This is a genomic window from Streptomyces sediminimaris (assembly GCF_047049295.1).
GTDB lineage: Bacteria > Actinomycetota > Actinomycetes > Streptomycetales > Streptomycetaceae > Streptomyces > Streptomyces sediminimaris.
The window spans coordinates 4,170,538-4,187,408 of sequence record NZ_JBJWOT010000001.1 but is presented as its reverse complement, the minus strand read 5'-3'; the positions used below and the strand labels follow the sequence as shown (position 1 = coordinate 4,187,408).

Sequence of the window (16,871 nt, the reverse complement as noted above, 5' to 3'; positions counted from 1 at the left end):
TGGTCGTGAAGAGTCCGGCCCGTGGCAGGTGTACCGCCGCTCGGGGCGCACCTGCCACGGGCCGGAGGTCGGACTACTCGGCCGGGTGGGCCAGTTCGATGTCGTGGTCGTCGACGCCGCGGCCGTCGACCGTCAGGGCCGTCGCCACCGGTGCGTAGCCCGTCGCGATGACGGTGTACTCGCCGCTGTCGAGGTCGGTGAAGGCGTACGCGCCGTCCGCGCCCGTGGTGGCGGTGCCGACCACGTTGCCCGCCGCGTCCACGAGGGTCACCCGTGCGTCGGACAGCGGGCCGTGCGGCGCCCGTACGGTGCCCTGGAGCTGTGCGCCCGAGTCGAGGTCGACCTCGAGCCGGGTGACGCCGGTGCCGCCCACCTCGACGGGCAGGGCCCGCGGCCGGAACCCGGCGGCGTTGACCGCGACGGTCACGGCACCCGGCACCAGCTCCGCGAAGGAGAACTCGCCCTGCTCACCGGTGGTTCCGGTGGCCAGCAGGTCACCGCGCACATCGGTCACGATGACCATCGCGTCCTTGACCGGCAGCGCGGTCGCGGCGGCCCGCACCACACCGTTCAGCCCGCTGGTGCCGCTGAGCAGGATGTCGTACGCGACCGGCTCGCCGTTCACCACGACCGTGGACGCCTGCGGCTGGAAGCCGTCGGCGGAGGCGATCAGGACGTACGAGCCCGAGCCCGGTGCCTCCAGGGCGTAGGAGCCGTCGGCCTGCGCGACCGACCGGCCCAGCTGCCGTCCGGCGAGCGAGATCAGCGTGACGGCGGCCTGCGGCACGGGCACGCCGTCGTCGCCGCGCACGAAGCCGCGTACCGGGGTGCCGCCGGAGGGGGCGGACTCCTCGGGCCGGGCGATGGTCGCCACGGCGGCCAGCCGCTGGGTGCCGTCGGCGGCGGCGGCCGTCTCCGAGACGGCCCAGCTCGGGAGCGGCTCCGTGACCGGGGCGGTGGCCTCGGCGGCGGCCGGGACGGAGACGGCCTCCGCGGCATCGTCCGCGGCCTGCGCCAGCGCGCCCTTGGTCTTCAGCGGGACCTCCTTGATGAACAGGCTGATCAGGAACGCGAAGGCCGCGAGGCCACCGGCGATCATGAAGATGTCGGCGATGCCGTGGCCGTAGGCGCTCTGCAGCAGCGTGCGCAGCGGCGCCGGCAGCTTGCCCAGGTCCGGGATGCTGTCGCCGGAGGAGCTGGAGCCGGCCAGCGCGGCCCGGTACTTCGGGTCGAGGGAGGCGATGCCGTCGGTGACGTAGTGCGTGATCCGGTGGGACATCACCGCGCCCAGCGCGGAGACGCCGACCGCACCACCGAGGGAACGGAAGAAGGTGACCGTGGAGCTGGCCGAGCCGAGGTCGCCGGGGTCGACCTGGTTCTGCGTGCAGAGCACCAGGTTCTGCATCATCATGCCGATGCCGAGACCCATCAGGGCCATGAAGACGGCCATCCGCCAGTAGTCCGTGTCGTACCGGATGGTGCCCAGCAGGCCCAGGCCGGCCGAGACCAGCACGCCGCCGCTGACCAGCCACGCCTTCCAGCGCCCGGTCCGGGTGATGAACTGGCCCGAGACGGTGGAGGAGACGAACAGGCCGCCGATCATCGGGATCGTCATGACACCGGACATCGTCGGGGACTTGTCGCGGGCCAGCTGGAAGTACTGGCTGAAGAAGACGGTGCCGGTGAACATCGCGACACCGACGAACAGCGAGGCCAGCGAGGCGAGGGTGATGGTGCGGTTGCGGAACAGGCGCAGCGGGATGATCGGCTCGCTCGCCCTGGCCTCGACCAGCACGAAGAGCGCGCCGAGCACGATCGAACCGCCGACCATGGCGTACGTCTGCCAGGACAGCCAGTCGTACTTGTCACCGGCGAAGGTGACCCAGACCAGCAGCAGCGAGACGGCGGCGGCGACGAAGGTGGCGCCGCCCCAGTCGACCTTCACGTCCCGCTTCACGACCGGCAGGTGCAGGGTCTTCTGCAGCACGATCAGGGCGATGACGGCGAAGGGGACACCGACGTAGAAGCACCAGCGCCAGCCCAGCCAGCTGGTGTCGGTGATGACACCGCCGAGCAGCGGGCCGCCCACGGTGGCGACGGCGAAGACCGCGCCGAGGTAGCCGGAGTAACGCCCGCGCTCACGCGGGGCGATCATGGCGGCCATCACGATCTGGGCCAGGGCGGACAGCCCGCCGACGCCGATGCCCTGGAAGACACGGCAGGCGATCAGCGTGCCGGGGTTCTGCGACAGGCCGGCCGCCATCGAGCCCAGGACGTAGACGATCAGGGCTATCTGGACGAGCGCCTTCTTGCTGTAGAGGTCCGCGAGCTTGCCCCACAGGGGCGTGGTCGCGGTCATCGCCAGCAGGGAGGCGGTGACGACCCAGGTGTAGGCCGACTGGCCGCCACCGAGGTCGCTGATGATGTGCGGCAGAGCGTTGGTGACGATCGTGGACGACAGGATCGCCACGAACATTCCGAGCATCAGCCCGGAGAGCGCCTCCATGATCTGCCGGTGCGTCATCGGGGCCTGCTCGGTGGAGCCTCCCCCGTGCTTGGCATGAGCCCGCACACCGGCTGGTGTGGTCGTTGCCATGGGCTTCCTTTTCTCAAGTGCTTGCGGGTGTACGGGTGGTCGGTTCGACTGCGACGGCCGGCGGCGGCAGCCGGGGCGGCACGGGACGGCAGTCGTCGAAGCTGGCCCGCAGCCGGGTCATGAGCCGGGTGAGCTGGGCGACCTCCTCGTCGCTCCAGTCGGCGAGCCGTTCGGCGAGCAGCTGGGTGGTCCGCTCGGACAGCTCCCCCAGGCAGTCCAGGCCCGCGGGTGTCAGGTGCACGATCCGGGACCGTTTGTCCGCCGGGTCGGGGGAGCGGTCGATCCAGCCGCGCTCGGCGAGGTGCGCCACATGGCGGCTGGTGACGGACATGTCCACGGCCAGCAGCTCCGCGAGCCTGCTCATGCGCATGTCGCCGTAGCGGCCCAGGAGGGTCAGTACGGCGGCGCTGCCGCTCGGGCAGTCGGACGGCATGATCCGGCCGAGCTCCCGCTTGACGGCACCGAACGCGCTGAACTGCCTGATCAGCTCCTCGTACTGCGCCTGCTCGGCCATGACACCTCCCGCATTCGTTGCTTAGGGCAACCATAGAGTTGTTGGTTGCTGCAGGCAAATAAATCGGCGGGGTGCGGGATAAAAACTTGGCAAAGCCAAGTATCGCGGACGTAAACACCCAGGTGGGGGTGGTCGTCGAGGGGGCGTGGCGGCCGGCGGCCCCCCACTTGGGCCGCCACCGGTGATTCGCTAGGGTCTGCTCCCATGGCTAACCCCCAGGGCCCCCAGGGCAACCACGACCCCGCAGGCAGCACCCAGATGTTCCGCGCGTTCGTCGACGAGGGCCCCCAGGGCCGGCAGGGCCGTCAGCAGGCCGCCGCGCCGGCCGGCCCCCGGATCGGCCTGATCGTCGGCATCGTCGCCGCGGTGGCGGTCGTGGCGGCCGTCGCCTGGCTCGCGATGATGTAGCGAGAGCTCAGGTCACTTCCACCGGGCGTCACTTCCACCGGGCGTCACTTCCACCGGGCGTCACTTCCACCGGGCGTCACTTCCACCGGGCGTCACTTCCACCGGACGGAGACGTCCCGGGTCTCGACGTGCATGCCGAGCGGCACGCGCCAGGCGTCCACGCACACCGTCCAGGTCTTCCGCACGCGCGCCCCGGCGCCGATCGGCGTCGGCAACGGCACCTGCGACGTCACCGTCGCCCAGTCGATGCCCAGCGCGCCGATGATGTGCGTGCCGAAGGTGACGGTCCCGGAACGGACCGCCTCACCCCCGGAGTCGGTGAAGGCCAGCGTCACGTCCTCGCACCAGCGCCTGTCCGTCGCCTTCCGCTCCGGGGCGCTCCAGGTCAGGTCGGCGGGCCCGGTGGGTCGCGTGGGCGCCGTGGGACCGGTGGTCGCCGTGGGGCCGGGAGCCGCCGTCGGCGACGGCGGGACCGGTGCCGCGGGAGCGGACCCGGTGTGCCTGCCGCCATGGGGCGGCGACGTCGCGGCGGCGGACGCCGGTGCGCTCCGCCCGGGGCGGCCGTCCGCGGCGCCGCCCGAACCGCCCGGCGCCGCGGGGGAGCCGCCGCGCCGCGGGGTGCCGTCCGGCGGGGTGCCGTCCAGCGGTACGAGCGTGACCCCTCCGGTCGGAGCCGCCGCGCCCGGGGCCCCGGGCGTCCCGCCGACCGCTCCGGTGGCCACGTAGCCGCCGCCCGTGCCGCCGCCCCCGCACGCCGCGAGCGCGGCGCCCAGGCAGACGACGGCCGCCGACGCGCCCATGACGGCGCCTCGACGGCCACGTGTCCATGTCGTCCGAGGAGTCCCGCGCAGCATCGCGCCATGGTGGCTGACGCCCCGTCAAATGGGAACCCCCGAGCGGTACTCGCTGGGTACTCCGCCCGATGGCGAGTCGAGTGACGCGTCCAGTGACGCGTCCAGGACTCCGCTCAGTCGGAGATGAGCCCCTCGCGCAGCTGCGCCAGCGTCCTGGTCAGCAGCCGGGAGACGTGCATCTGCGAGATGCCGACCTCCTCGCCGATCTGCGACTGGGTCATGTTGGCGAAGAAGCGGAGCATGATGATCTGCCGCTCACGGGGCGGCAGCTTGGCCAGCAGCGGCTTCAGGGACTCGCGGTACTCGACGCCCTCCAGGGCGCTGTCCTCGTAACCCAGACGGTCCGCGAGGGAGCCCTCGCCGCCGTCGTCCTCGGGCGCCGGGGAGTCCAGTGAGGAGGCCGTGTAGGCGTTGCCCACCGCGAGGCCGTCGACCACGTCCTCCTCGGACACGCCCAGCACCGCGGCGAGTTCGGGCACGGTCGGGGAGCGGTCGAGCCGCTGGGAGAGCTCGTCGCTGGCCTTCGTCAGGGCCAGCCGCAGCTCCTGCAGCCGGCGCGGCACGCGCACCGACCACGAGGTGTCGCGGAAGAACCGCTTGATCTCGCCCACGACCGTCGGCATCGCGAAGGTCGGGAACTCCACGCCCCGCTCGCAGTCGAACCGGTCGATCGCCTTGATCAGGCCGATCGTGCCGACCTGGACGATGTCCTCCATCGGCTCGTTGCGCGAGCGGAAGCGGGCCGCGGCGTAGCGCACCAGCGGGAGGTTGAGCTCGATGAGGGTGTCCCGCACGTACGCGCGCTCGGGGCTGTTCTCGTCGAGTGCGGCGAGCCGCAGGAAAAGGGAGCGGGACAGGGTGCGGGTGTCGATGCTCTCCGGGGCCGGGACGGCCGGGACGTCGGGCGCCTGCACCACCGGAGCCTCGTCGAAGACGGCGTCGGCGGGCGCGGAATCGCTCTTCGTGAGCGTGAGCACCTTCGAGCTGCCCTGATCTGCGGACATGCCACCCCCTCTGGGTCGCGGGACGGTCGCGGCCGAAGCCCCTCGGCGAGGAGTTCAGCCTTCACCTGAATACCGGAGCCGAAGCCCCGGCAAACGCGCTTGAGGAAGAATGTCACATGTCGGCAACGCGCTGTAGTGACATGTCGACACGTGAGATGGGAATCGGCCCTGGAAAGAGGGGGTCTGAGGCTTTTTCGGCACAGAACTGTCGGGAACATCCCTGGTGAGCGATTCGCTCTCCCCGGTTACCCGTCGATCCTCTTTGCGATCTGCGGTGTTCCGGAGTGTGCGCCTGTGCGCCTCTTATGCCTCGATCCGATTATGCCTCGATCCGATTGGCGGATCGCAGCCGCTGGAAGCTACGCGCGAGTAGCCGCGACACATGCATCTGGGAGACGCCGAGTTCCGCGCTGATTTGCGACTGGGTGAGGTTGCTGTAGTAGCGCAGCAGCAGGATTCTCTGTTCCCGCTCCGGGAGTTGTACGAGGAGATGGCGGACCAGATCCCGGTGCTCGACGCCGTCCAGGGCCGGGTCCTCGTAGCCCAGCCGGTCGAGGAGTCCCGGCAGTCCGTCGCCCTCCTGGGCCGCTTCCAGCGAGGTCGCGTGGTACGAGCGGCCGGCCTCGATGCAGGAGAGGACCTCCTCCTCGGTGATGCGCAGCCGCTCGGCGATCTCGGCGGTCGTCGGGGTGCGCCCGAAGGCGGTCGTCAGGTCCTCGGTGGCGCTGTTGACCTGGACCCACAGCTCGTGGAGCCGGCGCGGGACGTGGACCGTGCGGACGTTGTCGCGGAAGTAGCGCTTGATCTCGCCGACCACGGTCGGCATCGCGAACGTCGGGAACTGCACGCCGCGGTCCGGGTCGAAGCGGTCGATCGCGTTGATGAGCCCGATGGTGCCGACCTGGACGACGTCCTCCATCGGCTCGTTGCGGGAGCGGAAGCGGGCCGCCGCGTAGCGCACCAGCGGGAGGTTGGCCTCGATCAGCGCCCCGCGCACCCGGATGTGCTCCGGGCTGCCCGGCCTGAGCGTCTTCAGCTCGCCGAAGAGCACCTGGGTGAGGGCCCGGGTGTCGGCGCCGCGGCTGCGCGGCGGTGCGGTCTCCGGGGTGCCCGGAGCGGCTTCCCGGGGCGGTGCTTGAGGCGCAGTACTGGCCGGCACGGTCAACTCCGCCTCACAATCGATCAACTCATCCGTCAAAAGTGGTCATAGCATCACAAGAGATGTGGACTATGCGCAAGCACCGCATTACGCCGTGTTGAAGGCAAGTTGGGACATACGATGCAAAAGGGCCCCGCACCGGTTCCGGTGCGGGGCCCTTCGGGGGCCTGCTCAGTACTCGTAGTCGGCGACCACCCAGGTGGCGAACTCCTTCCACAGCGCCACGCCCGCCTGGTGCTCGGGGTGCTCGACATAGCGCCGCAGCGCGGCCGCGTCCGCGAAGCCGGAGTTGAGAGCGAAGTCGTAGGCGATGGGGCGGTCGCTGAGGTTCCAGCCCAGTTCCCAGAAGCGGATCTCGGGGATCTTCCCGTCCAGCGACCGGAAGGCCTCCTCGCCCGCCGCGACGCGCGGATCGTCACGCGTGACGCCCTCGTTGAGCTTGAACAGGACGAGATGCCGAATCATGCGTGCTCCTGGCTAATGGGCCCCGTCGGCCAGCCAGGTGAAGAAGTCACCGATGGCCTTCGCGGCGTCCGAGATGCCCTCGAACCCTATCTGGACGTAGTCCGCCGCCTTGGCGGGGTCCGTGATGATCACGTAGAGGGCGAAGACCACGAGCACATAGACGGCGATCTTCTTCGCATTCACCGCCATCGCGGCCTCCCGAGTCACAAGTTGCCCAACGACCGCACATGATCGCACGAAGGGCCCCGTCTGACGACGGGGCCCTTCTCCAAGCGGTAGCGGAGGGATTTGAACCCTCGGTGACTTGCGCCACACTCGCTTTCGAGGCGAGCTCCTTCGGCCGCTCGGACACGCTACCGAGGGAGACCTTACAGCACGCCGGGCAGTGCTCCGAAATCGGTATTCGGCGGGACCGGGGACAGGGATCGGCGGGACCGGGGACAGGGATCAGCGGGACCGGAAGAAGTCGGTGAGGAGGCGGGCGCACTCCTCGGCCAGTACGCCCTCGATCACTTCCGGGCGGTGGTTCAGCCGCCGGTCGCGTACGACGTCCCAGAGGGAGCCGGCCGCGCCGGCCTTCTCGTCGCGGGCGCCGTAGACCACACGGTCCACCCGGGACTGCACGATCGCGCCCGCGCACATCGTGCACGGCTCCAGGGTGACGACGAGGGTGCAGCCGGACAGGCGCCATCCACCGAGCTCGGCGGCGGCCCGGCGGATGGCGAGGAGCTCCGCGTGCGCCGTCGGATCGCCGGTGGCCTCGCGCTCGTTGTGCCCGGCCGCGAGCACGGTCGCACCGTCCGGGGCCAGGACGACGGCGCCGACGGGGACGTCCCCGCCGGCCCGCCCGGCCTCGTCCAGCGCGCGCCGCATCGCGGCCCGCCACGGGTCGCGCACCGGGTCCGGGGTGCCTCCCGCGGTGTCCGAAGCGGTCAGCGGACGGTCTCCAGTACCTCGGAGGCGCCCAGGGACTCGGCGATCGAGGTCAGCGCGTCCTCGTCGAGGTTGCGCAGCTCCTTGGCGCTGACGCCGAGGTCGTCGAGGATCTCGGCGTCGCCGACGGGGCTGTGCGGCACGGCCTCGGCGGACGCCGTGTCCTCGTCGCCGTCGTCCTCGTCCTCACCGTCCTCGGTGCCGTCGAGGTCGAGGGAGTCCAGGTCGGCGCCGTCGTCGCCGGGCTCCCTTCCGAGCAGTTCGTCGGTGAGCAGGATCTCTCCGTAACTGCTGCGGGCAGCGGCGGCGGCGTCCGAGACGTAGATACGAGGGTCGTCCTCGCCGTCGACGCGGACGACGCCGAACCACGCGTCTTCCTGCTCGATCAGTACGAGCACCGTGTCGTCCTCGGCCGCGGCTTCCCGGGCGAGGTCGGCCAGATCCGACAGGGTCTCCACATCGTCGAGCTCTGTGTCGCTCGCTTCCCACCCGTCTTCGGTGCGCGCGAGCAGTGCGGCGAAGTACACCGTGACTCTCCCACTGGTCCTAGGTGTGCCGGTTGGGGGTCCCCCCGGCGGAGGTTCTGGGCGGGGAGAGCTGGGCTCCGCGCCCCACCCACTCGGAATCGTGGCAGAAACAAGGCCTTCAGGGGACGTCTTCGGCTCCCTGTGTCCGCCCGTTTTGATCGGCCACGAGCGGGATCGTACGCGGCGATCCCGTCCGGCACGCACCGGGCCGCCCGCCAAACGCCCCCGCTCGGGCCGCAGTCACCAGCGAAAAGTGCGCATGCGCATGGCGTGGCGCAGGCGGGCGGTCTTGGCGCGGCGGGGCTGGACGCGGTCGCGCAGTTCGCGCGCCTCGGCGAGATCACGCAGGAACTGGGCCCTGCGGCGACGGCGCTCCGCGTCGCGCTCTTCCGGCGAGACGTCCTTCTCGGCGTCGCTCTCCGGCAGGTCAGGCAGGTCAGGCAGGTCAGCCATAGGGTCACCACCCCCCGGTCCGTTCCTCCCACTTTCCCTCGGACGGGTGGTTTGATGCCAGCGCGAGGGTTTCGGGGCCGCGGCTACTGTTAGGGCATGCGTCTCCACGTCGTCGACCACCCCCTGGTCGCCCACAAGCTCACCACCCTGCGCGACCGGCGCACCGACTCCGCGACCTTCCGCCGCCTCGCCGACGAGCTGGTCACCCTGCTCGCGTACGAGGCCACGCGCGACGTGCGCACCGAACAGGTCGACATCGTCACGCCGGTCGCCGCGACGACCGGGGTGAAGCTCTCCTACCCGCGCCCGCTGGTGGTGCCGATCCTGCGGGCCGGCCTCGGCATGCTGGACGGCATGGTCCGGCTGCTGCCGACCGCCGAGGTGGGCTTCCTGGGCATGATCCGCAACGAGGAGACGCTCCAGGCGTCCACGTACGCCTCCCGCATGCCGGAGGACCTCTCCGGGCGCCAGGTGTACGTCCTGGACCCGATGCTGGCCACCGGCGGCACGCTGGTCGCGGCGATCCAGGAACTGATCAAGCGCGGCGCGGACGACGTGACCGCCGTGGTGCTGCTCGCCGCGCCCGAGGGCGTCGAGCTGATGGAGCGGGAGCTGGCGGGTACGCCGGTGACCGTGGTGACGGCCGCGGTCGACGAGCGGCTCAACGAGCACGGGTACATCGTGCCCGGGCTGGGCGACGCCGGGGACCGCCTGTACGGCGCGGCCGAGTAGCGCGTCCCACGGGTCTCAGCACGAGGGCGCGGGGCGCCGGACGGTGGGCCCGGGACGTCGGGCGCCGGACGGTGGGCCCGGGACGTCGGGCGCCGGACGGTGGGCACAGGACGTGGGGCGCCGGACGGTGGGCCCGGGACGTGGGGCGCCGGACGGTGGGCCCGGGACGTGGGGCGCCGGACGGTGGGCCCGGGACGTGGGGCGCCGGATGCGGGGTGCGGGCACGTCCGGCGGTCGGTGTCCGGCGGCGGCCCACCGTCCGGTGGCGGCCCACGGTCCGGCGGCCGGCGGTCGGTGGTCGGCGGTCGGTGGTCGGCCGGTTCGGCGTCTCCGGTCGCGCGGCTCTCCGCGTCCCCGGGTGGGGCTGTTCGAGTCGCCGGGTGGGGCCACGGCGCCCCCGGGTGGGGTCGGCTGTGTCCCCGAGCGAGGCTCTGTGCCCCCGGGTGGGGCTGTTCGGGTCACCGGGTGGGGCCACCGTGCCCCCGCATGGGGCCACCGTGCCCCCGCATGGAGCCGCCCGTGCCCCCGGGTGGGGTGCTGCTCAGCAGCCCTTCTTCGATGTGGCCGCCGGCTTCGGGGCGGCCAGCGCGGCCAGCGCCTTGTCGGCGTCCGCCTTCGGCGTGAGGGTCTTGAAGCCGTCGCCGATGATCAGGTCGACGGCGGCGCCCTTGCGGGCCGCGTCCGTACGGCGCTCGGCGCCGGAGAGCTGGGTGGCGAGGACCGGCAGCGAACTGTTCAGGGCGGACGCGGGGCCCAGCAGCACCCCCGTGCCCTTGACCTTCTTGTCGAACTCCTTCGACGCGTTGCCCACGTCGCCGACCTTGAAGCCGCGCTTCTTCAGCTCGTCCGCGGTGTTCTTGGCCAGGCCGCTGCGCGTGGTGGCGTTGTAGACGTTCACCGTGATCTGGGCGGGCTTGGGGAGGGCGGCGCCCTTGGCCCCGGCGGAGGCGCCGGCCGAGGGGCTCACCCGTGACCCGCAGTCCGCCTTGGTGCCCGCCGCCGAGGCCTTCTGGCCGCCGCCGGTGAAGACGTCGATGAGCTGCAGGCTGCCCCAGGCGACGACGGCGAGCGCGGCGACGGAGGCCACGACCGCGGCGACGAGCTTGCCGCGCCGACGGCGCTGGCGCATCCGGGGGTATTTGTCCCCCGTGATCTTGTACTTGCCGCCCATGCCCGGGGGAGTCAGCATGCTCATGTGCGCAGCGTAGTGCGCCCGGGCGGCAATGCCTACTAGATGATCATTGCAGTCCGCACAGGTGGACCCGAAAGGGCCAAGCCTTTACCGGCCGGCCCCGTCCAGGTGTGCGTCAGTCCAGTTCGAGCACGCGTGCGTGCAGCACCTGGCGCTGCTGCAGCGCCGCCCGCACCGCGCGGTGAAGACCGTCCTCGAGATACAGGTCGCCCTGCCACTTGACCACGTGTGCGAACAGGTCGCCGTAGAAGGTCGAGTCCTCGGCCAGGAGGGTCTCCAGGTCGAGCTGTCCCTTGGTGGTGACGAGCTGATCGAGGCGGACCGGGCGCGGCGCGACGTCCGCCCACTGCCGGGTGCTTTCCCGGCCGTGGTCGGGGTACGGCCGGCCGTTTCCGATGCGCTTGAAGATCACACGGAAAGCCTACCGGTCAAGACCTTCCGGGCGCAGCCATGGAGACGGAGTGCGGCGCCGGAAAAGATGGTGCAAAACGGTCCGAAGGATGGCAGGGCCCCCATGTGAATGACAGCGATGCCATGCGCCGGGCGGCCGGTCCCGTGGCGCCCGGTCGCGGGCCCGCTGTTCGGGTCGGCCCGGCGGAGGCGGCAGGTCCGCCCCCGCCGGGGGAGATCAGCGGCCCTGCTTCCGTACGGGCTGCCGGGGCTGCGGTTTCCGCGCGTCCCGGTGCTCGGGTACAGGCCGAACAGCACACCGGCCGCGAACAGGGAGGCGCGCCCCCTAAGCCCCTACGCCGCTACGCCGCTACGTTCCGGTGGTCCGCGCGGCCTTGGCGGCCGCCTTCATCTCCTGCTTGAACGCCCGCACCTTGGTCAGCGACTCGGGTCCGGTGATGTCGGCGACGGAGCGGAAGGAGCCCGCGTCGCCGTACGAACCGGCCGCCTCCCGCCAGCCCACGGGCCGTACGCCCAGCTGCTTGCCCAGCAGCGCCAGGAAGATCTGCGCCTTCTGCTTGCCGAAGCCGGGCAGTTCCTGCAGCCGTTTCAGCAGCTCCCGGCCGTCGTCCACGCCCTTCCACACGAGTTCGGCGTTGCCGTCGTAGTGCTCCACGAGGTACTGGCACAGCTGCTGCACGCGCTTGGCCATGGAGCCCGGGTAGCGGTGCACGGCCGGCTTCTCGGAGAGCACGGCGGCGAAGGTCTCGGGGTCCATGACGGCGATGTCGTGCGCGTCCAGGTCGTCGGCGCCGAGCCGGTCGGCGATCGTGCGCGGGCCCTTGAACGCCCACTCCATCGGCACCTGCTGGTCCAGCAGCATCCCGGTGAGCGCGGCGAGCGGGGAGCGTCCCAGCAGCTCGTCGGCCGCGGGGTCCTGGGCGAGGTGGAGGGTGACGTCCATGCCCCGATCATGCCCCGATCACGCCCTGCGCGCGCTCGGGCCGCCCGGGCACGGGAAGGGGGCGGGCGCGGGGTCCCGGGGCCGGGGCCGGGGCCGTGCGTATCCAGTAAGGCACGTTACGCAGCCGTATGTTCGGGTCCTCGAACGCAACGATCGTGACTGTGTCGGTTACGTTTCCACAAAGCTCATGGGCAGCTATTGACCGATGACCGGATATGGGGCTGTTATTACCGCCACGATGTTCGGTCGAGTTGATTTCTGGTCGGTTTCGAGCGCTCTCGACAGGGCGCAGTGTGACCGGATCCCTGCCCTCAGGAGCCGTTATGTCAGACCTCTCCCCTTCGGGTCTCCTTCGTCCCAGTAGTGAGCTCCCTTCGCCCAGCCGCCGCAGCCTGCTGCGCGGTGTGGGTGGCGCCGCCCTCCTCGCGGGTGCCGGCATACCCCTGTTGAGCGCCTGCGGCGGCAGCGGCAGCTCATCCGACCCCAAGACCGTCAGTCTCGGCTCCAACGCCTCGGACGCGGTGCCGAAGAAGGCCTTCGCCGAGATCTACGCGGCCTTCAAGAAGCAGTCCGGCATCACGGTCGACGTCAACACCAAGGACCACAACACCTTCCAGGAGCAGATCAACTCCTACCTCCAGGGCACGCCGGACGACGTGTTCACCTGGTTCGCCGGCTACCGCATGCAGTTCTTCGCGGCCAAGAAGCTCGCCTCGCCGATCGACGACGTGTGGCAGAAGATCGGGAGCAACTTCCCCGACGCGATGAAGCAGCTCAGCAAGGGCGAGGACGGCAAGTACTACTTCGTACCGCTGTACACGTACCCGTGGGCGATCTTCTACCGCAAGAGCGTCTTCCAGCAGCACGGGTACGAAGTCCCCACCACCTGGGACAAGTTCGTCGCCCTGTGCAAGCAGATGAAGAAGGACGGGCTGGTCCCGATCGCCTTCGGCGACAAGGACGCCTGGCCGGCGATGGGCACCTTCGACCAGATCAACTTCCGCCTCAACGGCTATGACTTCCACAAGTCCCTGATGGCGGGCAAGGCCGCCTGGACCGACCCCAAGGTCAAGGCCGTCTTCGACCACTGGACCGAGATCCTGCCGTACCACCAGGACGGGTTCATGGGCCGCACCTGGCAGGACGCCGCGCAGGGCCTGGTGTCGAAGAAGGCCGGCATGTACGTCCTCGGCTCCTTCGTGGCCCAGCAGTTCACCAACAAGGCCGACCTCGAGGACCTCGACTTCTTCGCCTTCCCGGAGATCAACTCCGCCTACGGCCAGGAGACCGTCGAGGCGCCCACCGACGGCTTCATGGTCAGCAAGTCCCCGAAGAACCACGCGGGCGTCGTCAAGCTCATGGAGTACCTGGGCACGCCGGAGGCCGAGCAGATCTACCTCAAGGCCGACTCCAGCGTGGTGGCCGCGTCCAGCACGGCCGACACCTCCTCGTACACGCCACTGCAGAAGAAGGCGTACACCATGATCAGCGGCGCCAAGAACCTCACCCAGTTCATGGACCGCGACTCCCGGCCGGACTTCACCTCCACGGTGATGCAGCCCGGTCTGCAGAAGTTCCTGCAGAACCCCAAGGGCGTCGACAGCCTGTTGTCGTCGATCGAGCGCCAGAAGAAGACGATCTTCGCCTCGTCGTGAGCCTTCCGATGACCACCGACACGAACACGAAGAGCCCGGAGGCGGCAGCCGTGCCGCCTCCGGGCCGTGCGCCTGAGAAGCGGGTCGCGCGGGGGCACAAGCGCCTGCTGACCCGCCGCGACCGCATCACGCTCGCCTTCATGGCGGGCGTGCCGACGGTCCTGCACGTGGCCCTCGTCTGGGTCACCGCCCTCGCCTCCATCGCCCTGGCCTTCACCACCTGGGACGGCATCGGCTTCAACGCCATCAAGTGGGTGGGGCTGGACAACTTCAAGCACCTGTTCAACGACAACCCGCAGTTCTGGCCCGCCGTAGAGCACAACATCATCTGGTTCGTCGTGCTCATCCTGATCCCGACGCCGATGGGCCTGTTCCTCGCCGTCCAGCTGGACAAGAAGATCCGGTTCAGCCGCGTCTACCAGACGGCGTACTTCCTGCCGGTCGTGGTCTCGCTGGCGGTCACCGGGTTCGTCTGGCAGCTGGTCTACAACCCCGACACCGGCCTGATCAACAGCATCATCGGGGCCAACAAGCCCGGCCACTACATCGACTGGATCGGCGACCCGCACCTGAACCTGTGGGCGGTCCTGGTCGCCGCCTCCTGGCGGCACACCGGCTACATGATGATCCTCTACCTGGCCGGCCTGAAGGGCGTCGACCCGTCGCTGCGGGAGGCCTCGGCGCTGGACGGCGCGAACGAGTGGCAGACGTTCAGGAACGTCATCTTCCCGACGCTGCGGCCCACCAACACCGTCGTCCTGGTGGTCACCATCATCGAGGCGCTGCGCGCCTTCGACCTGGTCTTCGTCTTCAACAAGGGCGCCCAGGGCACCGAGTTGCTGTCGATCCTGATCACCAACAACATCATCGGCGAGTCCAGCCGGATCGGTTACGGGTCCGCGATCGCCGTCGTCCTGCTGGTCATCTCCCTCGCGGTCATCATCCCGTATCTGATCGCGACCTTCCGGAAGGAGCGGCGCGCATGACCACACCCGCCGCCGCGCTCGGCCGGCAGCGCACGCCCGTTCGCCCGGCCCGCGTCCTGCTGCACGTGTTCCTCGTCGTCACCTCGCTGGCCTGGCTGGCCCCGCTGCTGTGGGCGGTCTTCGCGGCGCTGCGCCCGTACTCGGAGACCAGCGCCAAGGGCTACGTCTCCTGGCCGGACAAGCTGAGCCTCGACAACTTCAAGAACGCGTTCGAGCAGTCGGACATGATGCACTACTTCGGCAACACGCTGATCATCGCGGTCCCGGCCGTGCTGCTGACGCTGCTGCTGTCGTCGATGGTCGCGTTCTACGTCAGCCGCTTCGACTTCCGGCTCAACATCTTCCTGCTGCTGGTGTTCACGGCCGGCAACCTGCTGCCGCAGCAGGTCATCATCACGCCGCTGTACCGGATGTACCTGCTGATCGACCTGCCGGGCGTCACGGCCAGCGGCAAACTCTACGACTCCGCGCTCGGCCTGGTGCTCATCCACGTGGCGTTCCAGTCCGGCTTCTGCGCGTTCGTGCTGAGCAACTACATGCGCATGCTGCCGGACGAGCTGACCGAGGCCGCGCTGGTCGACGGCGCCTCGGTGTGGCGCATGTACTGGCAGATCGTGCTGCCGCTGTGCAAGCCCGCGATGGCGGCCCTGGCCACCCTGCTGTCCATCTGGATCTACAACGACTTCTTCTGGGCCATCGTGCTGATCTCCACCGGCGAGAACATGCCGATCACCTCGGCCCTGAACAACCTCTCCGGCCAGTACTTCACCGACCCCAACCTGGTCGCCGCCGGCGCCCTGCTCACCGCGATCCCGACCCTGATCGTCTACTTCGTGCTCCAGCGGCAGTTCGTCAGCGGCCTGACCCTGGGAGCCAACAAGGGCTGAGAGCGGGGCGGCTGAGAGCGGCACGGCTGAGAGCGGGGCAGCTGAGAGCAGCGGTGACCGGACCGTACGTTCGGGTCGGGCCGGAGCGTGCGGTCCACGGTCAGGCGGCTGCGACGGGTCGTGGGCTGCCGTGGAAGACCTGTCTCGCGTGCCAGTCGCGATGGGCCGGCGCGATGGAGCGGATGCCCGGCTGAGGGCCGACGAGGGGACGGCCCGCGAGGGCTATGACGTGTTCGCGGGCGGCGGGGCTGTGGCCGACGAACCGTTGTGAGACCAGGATGCGGTGCTCGTCGCCGACACCGAGGACACCCTTGTCGAAGAGCTTGTGGTGCAGTGAACACAGACACAGTCCGTTGTCGACGTCGTCGGGACCGCCGAACGCCCACCACCGCACGTGCGCGGCCTCCAGCCCGACCGGCACCGTGCCGATCCGGCCGTCGTAGCCGCAGAAGGCGCACCGGTACTCGTAGGCGGTCAGCACCAGCTCCCGCATCCGTGGGTCCCGGCGCCTCCGCACGGCCGGTACCTCGGCGGTCTCGGCCTGCTCCAGCTCCAGACCGACGGCTTCGCACAGCTCGTCGTGGAGCGAGGCCGGAAAGTTCAGGTCGAGCAGTACTCGCGCCATCCGGCCGAGCAGCGATGGCTCACGACGCAGCGCCGTCCGCAGCTCGGGTGCCAGGCGTCCTGCCGCTCCCGCGGCCCGCAGCTCTCGTACCCCGCTTCCAGGGCTGCCCGATCCGTGAGCGGTACGCACCTCCCACACCCCGTCACCGACCAGATGATGGAACGGGTAGGCGGGCGTCGTCCTGTTGGGCGGCCCGTACTCCGACAGCAGCCGCTTCAGGTCCTCTTCCACGGCGCTGTACCGCAGCTCGTCGCCGGCATCCTGCTGGAACCGGCCGAGGGCGTACAGAAACAGCAGCGGCTTGTGCGGGGCCCGATTCCCGCTTCTGGTCCACTGTTTCAGCTTCGCCGTGCGCTCCAGCCAGTCCATGGCCGGCGATGGTAGCGGCGCCTTCGGACGCCGGGCTCGTTCAGCTTCATTCGGACTGGTCTCGGTTGCTCGTGGGCACCCGCGGGCGGACAGTCTTGGCGATGTTCTGACGCAGGGAACGTTGACGCCGGGTTCCGCACGGCGTTGGATCGTCCCTG

19 protein-coding genes and 1 tRNA gene are annotated in these 16,871 nt (G+C 70.1%); 5 read left to right on the top strand and 15 right to left on the bottom strand.

Annotated elements, in window-relative coordinates:
* Positions 1-73 precede the first annotated feature (73 nt).
* Together ACJ9NR_RS19385 and ACJ9NR_RS19380 are read right to left on the bottom strand one after the other, a co-directional pair.
* Positions 74-2,524, bottom strand: a complete 2,451-nt coding sequence (locus ACJ9NR_RS19385) for an MFS transporter (protein ID WP_491074830.1) — start codon at positions 2,522-2,524, stop codon at positions 74-76.
* 85 nt (positions 2,525-2,609) lie between these two features.
* Positions 2,610-3,110: a MarR family winged helix-turn-helix transcriptional regulator gene (locus ACJ9NR_RS19380; RefSeq protein WP_412493827.1), complete on the bottom strand. Its 501-nt coding sequence runs from the start codon at positions 3,108-3,110 to the stop codon at positions 2,610-2,612.
* 204 nt (positions 3,111-3,314) lie between these two features.
* Between ACJ9NR_RS19380 and ACJ9NR_RS19375 the strand changes: the two genes are divergently transcribed.
* On the top strand, positions 3,315-3,518 hold the full coding sequence (locus ACJ9NR_RS19375; protein WP_412493826.1) for a hypothetical protein: 204 nt from the start codon (positions 3,315-3,317) through the stop codon (positions 3,516-3,518).
* A gap of 92 nt (positions 3,519-3,610) precedes the next feature.
* On the opposite strand, the gene ACJ9NR_RS19370 is transcribed toward ACJ9NR_RS19375, so the two are convergent.
* From ACJ9NR_RS19370 to ACJ9NR_RS19330, 9 genes are all read right to left on the bottom strand, one after another.
* Positions 3,611-4,318 (bottom strand): hypothetical protein, encoded by a 708-nt coding sequence (locus ACJ9NR_RS19370; RefSeq protein WP_412512730.1) that lies wholly within the window; start codon positions 4,316-4,318, stop codon positions 3,611-3,613.
* 167 nt (positions 4,319-4,485) lie between these two features.
* On the bottom strand, positions 4,486-5,376 hold the full coding sequence (locus tag ACJ9NR_RS19365; RefSeq protein ID WP_412512729.1) for an RNA polymerase sigma factor SigF: 891 nt from the start codon (positions 5,374-5,376) through the stop codon (positions 4,486-4,488).
* Positions 5,377-5,695: 319 nt separating this feature from the next.
* Complete coding sequence (locus tag ACJ9NR_RS19360; protein WP_412512728.1) at positions 5,696-6,535, bottom strand: RNA polymerase sigma factor SigF; 840 nt, start codon at positions 6,533-6,535, stop codon at positions 5,696-5,698.
* A gap of 171 nt (positions 6,536-6,706) precedes the next feature.
* Positions 6,707-7,000 carry a Dabb family protein gene (locus ACJ9NR_RS19355; protein ID WP_412512727.1) on the bottom strand — a complete coding sequence of 98 codons (294 nt, stop codon included), beginning with the start codon at positions 6,998-7,000 and terminating at the stop codon, positions 6,707-6,709.
* Positions 7,001-7,012: 12 nt separating this feature from the next.
* Positions 7,013-7,189 carry a hypothetical protein gene (locus ACJ9NR_RS19350; RefSeq protein ID WP_412512726.1) on the bottom strand — a complete coding sequence of 59 codons (177 nt, stop codon included), beginning with the start codon at positions 7,187-7,189 and terminating at the stop codon, positions 7,013-7,015.
* A gap of 84 nt (positions 7,190-7,273) precedes the next feature.
* A tRNA-Ser gene (locus tag ACJ9NR_RS19345) sits at positions 7,274-7,358 on the bottom strand.
* Positions 7,359-7,447: 89 nt separating this feature from the next.
* Positions 7,448-7,873, bottom strand: coding sequence for a tRNA adenosine(34) deaminase TadA (tadA, locus tag ACJ9NR_RS19340; protein WP_412512769.1), 426 nt, complete (start codon positions 7,871-7,873; stop codon positions 7,448-7,450).
* A 59-nt stretch (positions 7,874-7,932) separates the two neighbouring features.
* Positions 7,933-8,460 carry a tRNA adenosine deaminase-associated protein gene (locus ACJ9NR_RS19335; RefSeq protein WP_412512725.1) on the bottom strand — a complete coding sequence of 176 codons (528 nt, stop codon included), beginning with the start codon at positions 8,458-8,460 and terminating at the stop codon, positions 7,933-7,935.
* Positions 8,461-8,700: 240 nt separating this feature from the next.
* The gene (locus ACJ9NR_RS19330) at positions 8,701-8,895 is read right to left on the bottom strand and encodes a hypothetical protein (protein WP_412512768.1); all 195 of its coding nucleotides are present in this window, start codon (positions 8,893-8,895) and stop codon (positions 8,701-8,703) included.
* 114 nt (positions 8,896-9,009) lie between these two features.
* Between ACJ9NR_RS19330 and upp the strand changes: the two genes are divergently transcribed.
* Positions 9,010-9,645, top strand: a complete 636-nt coding sequence (gene upp / locus ACJ9NR_RS19325; RefSeq protein WP_412512724.1) for a uracil phosphoribosyltransferase — start codon at positions 9,010-9,012, stop codon at positions 9,643-9,645.
* 541 nt (positions 9,646-10,186) lie between these two features.
* Here upp and ACJ9NR_RS19320 read toward each other — a convergent pair.
* From ACJ9NR_RS19320 to ACJ9NR_RS19310, 3 genes are all read right to left on the bottom strand, one after another.
* Positions 10,187-10,840, bottom strand: a complete 654-nt coding sequence (locus ACJ9NR_RS19320) for a LytR C-terminal domain-containing protein (RefSeq protein ID WP_412512723.1) — start codon at positions 10,838-10,840, stop codon at positions 10,187-10,189.
* A 112-nt stretch (positions 10,841-10,952) separates the two neighbouring features.
* On the bottom strand, positions 10,953-11,249 hold the full coding sequence (locus ACJ9NR_RS19315) for a type II toxin-antitoxin system VapB family antitoxin (RefSeq protein WP_003999914.1): 297 nt from the start codon (positions 11,247-11,249) through the stop codon (positions 10,953-10,955).
* Positions 11,250-11,597: 348 nt separating this feature from the next.
* Complete coding sequence (locus ACJ9NR_RS19310; RefSeq protein WP_412512722.1) at positions 11,598-12,191, bottom strand: HhH-GPD-type base excision DNA repair protein; 594 nt, start codon at positions 12,189-12,191, stop codon at positions 11,598-11,600.
* 323 nt (positions 12,192-12,514) lie between these two features.
* Here ACJ9NR_RS19310 and ACJ9NR_RS19305 point away from each other — a divergent pair, with 323 nt between their 5' ends.
* The 3 genes from ACJ9NR_RS19305 to ACJ9NR_RS19295 are packed head-to-tail and all read left to right on the top strand — an operon-like array spanning position 12,515 to position 15,719.
* On the top strand, positions 12,515-13,846 hold the full coding sequence (locus tag ACJ9NR_RS19305) for an ABC transporter substrate-binding protein (RefSeq protein WP_412512721.1): 1,332 nt from the start codon (positions 12,515-12,517) through the stop codon (positions 13,844-13,846).
* 8 nt (positions 13,847-13,854) lie between these two features.
* A complete protein-coding gene (locus ACJ9NR_RS19300) occupies positions 13,855-14,832 on the top strand; it encodes a carbohydrate ABC transporter permease (RefSeq protein ID WP_412512720.1) in 978 nt (325 codons plus the stop codon).
* Positions 14,829-15,719: a carbohydrate ABC transporter permease gene (locus ACJ9NR_RS19295; RefSeq protein ID WP_412512719.1), complete on the top strand. Its 891-nt coding sequence runs from the start codon at positions 14,829-14,831 to the stop codon at positions 15,717-15,719. The genes ACJ9NR_RS19300 and ACJ9NR_RS19295 overlap by 4 nt, the downstream gene beginning before the upstream one ends.
* 100 nt (positions 15,720-15,819) lie before the next feature.
* On the opposite strand, the gene ACJ9NR_RS19290 is transcribed toward ACJ9NR_RS19295, so the two are convergent.
* The gene (locus tag ACJ9NR_RS19290; protein ID WP_412512718.1) at positions 15,820-16,713 is read right to left on the bottom strand and encodes a phosphorothioated DNA-binding restriction endonuclease; all 894 of its coding nucleotides are present in this window, start codon (positions 16,711-16,713) and stop codon (positions 15,820-15,822) included.
* Positions 16,714-16,871: the final 158 nt, after the last annotated feature.

Excerpts from the sequence above, each read along its gene's own strand:
- ACJ9NR_RS19385 (WP_491074830.1), bottom strand. The coding sequence starts at position 2,524 with ATGACGCACCGGCAGATCATGGAGGCGCTCTCCGGGCTGATGCTCGGA.
- ACJ9NR_RS19380 (WP_412493827.1), bottom strand. The coding sequence starts at position 3,110 with ATGGCCGAGCAGGCGCAGTACGAGGAGCTGATCAGGCAGTTCAGCGCG.
- ACJ9NR_RS19375 (WP_412493826.1), top strand. The coding sequence starts at position 3,315 with ATGGCTAACCCCCAGGGCCCCCAGGGCAACCACGACCCCGCAGGCAGC.
- ACJ9NR_RS19370 (WP_412512730.1), bottom strand. The coding sequence starts at position 4,318 with ATGGGCGCGTCGGCGGCCGTCGTCTGCCTGGGCGCCGCGCTCGCGGCG.
- ACJ9NR_RS19365 (WP_412512729.1), bottom strand. The coding sequence starts at position 5,376 with ATGTCCGCAGATCAGGGCAGCTCGAAGGTGCTCACGCTCACGAAGAGC.
- ACJ9NR_RS19355 (WP_412512727.1), bottom strand. The coding sequence starts at position 7,000 with ATGATTCGGCATCTCGTCCTGTTCAAGCTCAACGAGGGCGTCACGCGT.
- ACJ9NR_RS19350 (WP_412512726.1), bottom strand. The coding sequence starts at position 7,189 with ATGGCGGTGAATGCGAAGAAGATCGCCGTCTATGTGCTCGTGGTCTTC.
- tadA (WP_412512769.1), bottom strand. The coding sequence starts at position 7,873 with ATGCGGCGCGCGCTGGACGAGGCCGGGCGGGCCGGCGGGGACGTCCCC.
- upp (WP_412512724.1), top strand. The coding sequence starts at position 9,010 with ATGCGTCTCCACGTCGTCGACCACCCCCTGGTCGCCCACAAGCTCACC.
- ACJ9NR_RS19320 (WP_412512723.1), bottom strand. The coding sequence starts at position 10,840 with ATGAGCATGCTGACTCCCCCGGGCATGGGCGGCAAGTACAAGATCACG.
- ACJ9NR_RS19310 (WP_412512722.1), bottom strand. The coding sequence starts at position 12,191 with ATGGACGTCACCCTCCACCTCGCCCAGGACCCCGCGGCCGACGAGCTG.
- ACJ9NR_RS19305 (WP_412512721.1), top strand. The coding sequence starts at position 12,515 with ATGTCAGACCTCTCCCCTTCGGGTCTCCTTCGTCCCAGTAGTGAGCTC.
- ACJ9NR_RS19300 (WP_412512720.1), top strand. The coding sequence starts at position 13,855 with ATGACCACCGACACGAACACGAAGAGCCCGGAGGCGGCAGCCGTGCCG.
- ACJ9NR_RS19295 (WP_412512719.1), top strand. The coding sequence starts at position 14,829 with ATGACCACACCCGCCGCCGCGCTCGGCCGGCAGCGCACGCCCGTTCGC.
- ACJ9NR_RS19290 (WP_412512718.1), bottom strand. The coding sequence starts at position 16,713 with ATGGACTGGCTGGAGCGCACGGCGAAGCTGAAACAGTGGACCAGAAGC.